The organism is Methanospirillum sp. (assembly GCF_035406105.1).
Taxonomy (GTDB): domain Archaea; phylum Halobacteriota; class Methanomicrobia; order Methanomicrobiales; family Methanospirillaceae; genus Methanospirillum.
This window is the reverse complement of sequence record NZ_DAONKG010000254.1, coordinates 1-3114: the sequence shown is the minus strand read 5'-3', so window position 1 is coordinate 3114 and position 3114 is coordinate 1. Positions and strand designations below refer to the sequence as shown.

The window sequence follows — 3114 nt, the reverse complement described above, 5'->3', positions numbered from 1 at the left end:
GGATGATGCAAGAATCAGACCAAAGAAGAATCCGTTTGTCTGAACCGGAAATTCATGCAGCAGCCAGAGCATGACCCGGGAGATCAGGAGAAATGCAAGGCCGATGCCTGCTGAAAGTATCACAAGAAAGAGAATGTCCATCTCCAAAAGCCGGGATTTCAGCGATGTCAGATCCCATCTGATAAGATCACGGATGATGATGGGGGAGATATGGGCAACAGCAGCAATAAGCCGGCCATATATCCCGGTGATGAAGGCGACGGTTCCTCCGGAGACGCCGGGAATGATATCGCAGATACCCATAAGCAGCCCTTTTCCAAATACCGGCAGATATTCAGCAAGAAATGTTCTGATTTGCATGCGTGTCCTTATGTGTTCTTTCTGCAGCTATTTCCATCTGCTGCCAGTTCTTTCCCACACCATTTTGAGTGTCTTTACAATCACATGACAGGAAGGAAATATTTTTGTTTTTACGCCCGCATCTATGAAGTGCAAATAAGACGACATAAGATCTGAACGGATACACAGATGACCCTGAAGAATATGCTGATGTGGGATGAAACCCTGTTTCGGGACCCGGATGTCTTTGAGATAGATTATATTCCTGATCAGTTTCATTATCGTGAATCCCAGATGCGAGAACTGGCTTTTCTCCTCCGTCCGGGCATTAAAGGGTCCCGACCACTCAACTCCATTCTCAAAGGCACTCCGGGAACCGGAAAGACCACCTCAGTCAAAAAGATATTTGCAGACATCAATGAGGTCAAATCAAAGATGATCCCGGTTCATATCAACTGTCAGGTGGAGAACACGCGGTTTATGATCCTGTCACAGATTTACCGGCAGATCGCAGGCCATAATCCATCTGCTGCCGGAAACTCATATAAACGTGTCTTTGAGTCCATCGCTGATATACTCCTGAGCGAGGATCGGGTTCTGCTCATTGCCCTTGACGACGCAAATTATCTTCTTTTTGAGAATGAACTCAATAAAATCTTATACCTGCTGTTACGGTCCCACGAAACATTTCCGGGTACCAGGATAGGAGTCATGGTTATTATATCCGATATGGATGTGGACCTTTCACGAGAACTTGATATCAGAGTGACATCAGTCTTTTCTCCGACCGAGGTATACTTCCCTCCATATTCTGTGGAGGAGACCTTTCAGATATTAAAGGAACGGGTAATGCAGGGGCTGTACCCTGGTGTCCTTTCTGATAAAAATCTGGAACTCATCGTGGATCATACCCTCAGGTCAGGGGACATGCGGGTTGGCATTGATATGATCAAGCGGGCAGGGCTCAACGCAGAGAAGGAAGCAAAACGAGAGATCAGCGAGGAGCATATTCATGAAGCATATAAGATTTCCCGGTTTTTGCATCTGAAATATTCTATTCAGGCTCTGCGCCGTGAGGAGAAGGATCTCCTGCGTTTACTCGTGGAGTTATCCAGAAATGATGAACAACTGACGTCCGGGCAGGTGTATACCGTTGTAAAACGGAGATTTAAATTTGGATACACCGTATTTTACGAGGCTTTGCGAAAACTGGACACACTTCGCCTTATTAACCTTGAATTCCGGGACGGACGCGGGCGTACGCGCCTTATTAACCTTCGCTATGATCCTGATAAAATCCTGCTATATCTATAAAAATCCCCCTTCAGGCTAAAACGAAGAGTTCAATACCGCTGCATCAGAGATGTAATGGTACTCCACGGGGGTTCGAACATGATTAGCGTTAACGAATTAGCACTTGAGATATTTGATAATCTTGCAAACTATTCAGAAGATTTCAATGTCGCATATCACGAACTTGACAACGGCGCAAAGATAGTCGATTGTGGTGTATCAGTTCCAGGCGGATATGCGGCAGGACGTGCATTTACCGAGATCTGTATGGGGGGACTTGGTGAGGTCAATTTCAGAATGGGTCAGATAAAGAATGTCCCTATGCCCTTTATCGAGGTAACCACAGATTACCCTGCAATCTCCTGTCTTGGTGCACAGAAGGCCGGATGGACGATAAAAGCAGGGAACTACTTTGCCATGGGATCAGGCCCGGCACGTGCCCTTGCGCTCAAACCCAAGCACACCTATGAAGTCATCGGTTATGAGGATGAGAGTGATGATGCGGTCATCGCCCTTGAGTCTGATCACCTGCCCAATGGCGAGGTCATGGAAAAGATCGCAAAGGACTGTGGCATTGATGTTGAGAACCTCTGTGCTGTTGTTGCACCGACCGCCTCCCTGGTCGGATCCATTCAGGTGTGCGGCCGGTGTGTTGAGACTGCCGTGTACAAGCTGAACGAGCTTGGGTTTGATACCAGAAAGATAACCGCAGCAATAGGAACTGCCCCGATTCCACCAGTAAAGGCAGATGCAACCAAAGCGATGGGGACGACCAATGACGCCACCATTTATCACGGGCAGATCAACCTCACGATGAAAGCCCCCGATATTGTCAATTTCCTTGACAAAATACCCAGCAACAAGTCAAAAGGATATGGAAAGCCCTTTTATGACATCTTCAAGGAAGCAAACTTTGACTTTTACCAGATCGACACTTCACTCTTCTCCCCGGCAGAAGTTACCATTAATGAACTGACCGAAGGAAAAGTATACCATGTCGGCGAAGTAAATCCGGACGTGACGTTAAAGTCATTCGGATATATCTGATCTCCTTTTTTATAATTTAAAAAAGAATTAGGCGGAGATACCAAGAGCGCTCATCAGCTCTTCAAGCGGAATCCCATGTGCTGCTGCTGCTTCTGCGACAGTCTCTCCCCTGCTTATTGCACAACCGACACAACCCATACCAAAGCGGGCAAATATCGCGCCTGCATCAGGCTTTTCCTGCAATACTTCTAGGATTGTAGAATCTTTGGACAATGCCATATGCTCATAGGTACGATAGGTCACGAATAAAAGGATAACGATCCTGCATGGAATCGGTCATGATTGAGTACTATAAAAAGATCCATTTCCATATATAACAACAGAACGGCATACCAGCCTTTGATGATACCATGCTCTGGATTTCAACCACCTGTATGCGGGAGACACCGCTTGACATCGCCCTTGAAAGTATCGGCTCCCTGACTCGGGGGGTTG

Annotated in this window: 4 protein-coding genes; 2 read left to right on the top strand and 2 right to left on the bottom strand. The window is 46.7% G+C overall.

What is annotated here, in order from left to right; all coding sequences use genetic code 11:
* On the bottom strand, nt 1–360 hold a 360-nt coding region (locus PLA23_RS11960; protein WP_324475326.1), incomplete at its 3' end, for an undecaprenyl phosphate translocase family protein.
* A 168-nt stretch (nt 361–528) separates the two neighbouring features.
* Between PLA23_RS11960 and PLA23_RS11955 the strand changes: the two genes are divergently transcribed.
* Both PLA23_RS11955 and mch read left to right on the top strand, forming a co-directional pair.
* The gene (locus tag PLA23_RS11955) at nt 529–1653 is read left to right on the top strand and encodes an ORC1-type DNA replication protein (RefSeq protein ID WP_324475324.1); all 1125 of its coding nucleotides are present in this window, start codon (nt 529–531) and stop codon (nt 1651–1653) included.
* Between the two features lie 78 nt (nt 1654–1731).
* Complete coding sequence (mch, locus tag PLA23_RS11950; RefSeq protein ID WP_324330420.1) at nt 1732–2679, top strand: methenyltetrahydromethanopterin cyclohydrolase; 948 nt, start codon at nt 1732–1734, stop codon at nt 2677–2679.
* A gap of 27 nt (nt 2680–2706) precedes the next feature.
* Here the strand turns inward: mch and PLA23_RS11945 are convergent, their stop codons facing one another.
* A complete protein-coding gene (locus PLA23_RS11945; RefSeq protein WP_011447493.1) occupies nt 2707–2898 on the bottom strand; it encodes a DUF1858 domain-containing protein in 192 nt (63 codons plus the stop codon).
* Nucleotides 2899–3114 lie beyond the last annotated feature (216 nt).

Bases quoted from the DNA above. Each gene is read 5' to 3' on its own strand.
- PLA23_RS11955 (WP_324475324.1), top strand. From the start codon at position 529: ATGACCCTGAAGAATATGCTGATGTGGGATGAAACCCTGTTTCGGGAC.
- mch (WP_324330420.1), top strand. From the start codon at position 1,732: ATGATTAGCGTTAACGAATTAGCACTTGAGATATTTGATAATCTTGCA.
- PLA23_RS11945 (WP_011447493.1), bottom strand. From the start codon at position 2,898: ATGGCATTGTCCAAAGATTCTACAATCCTAGAAGTATTGCAGGAAAAG.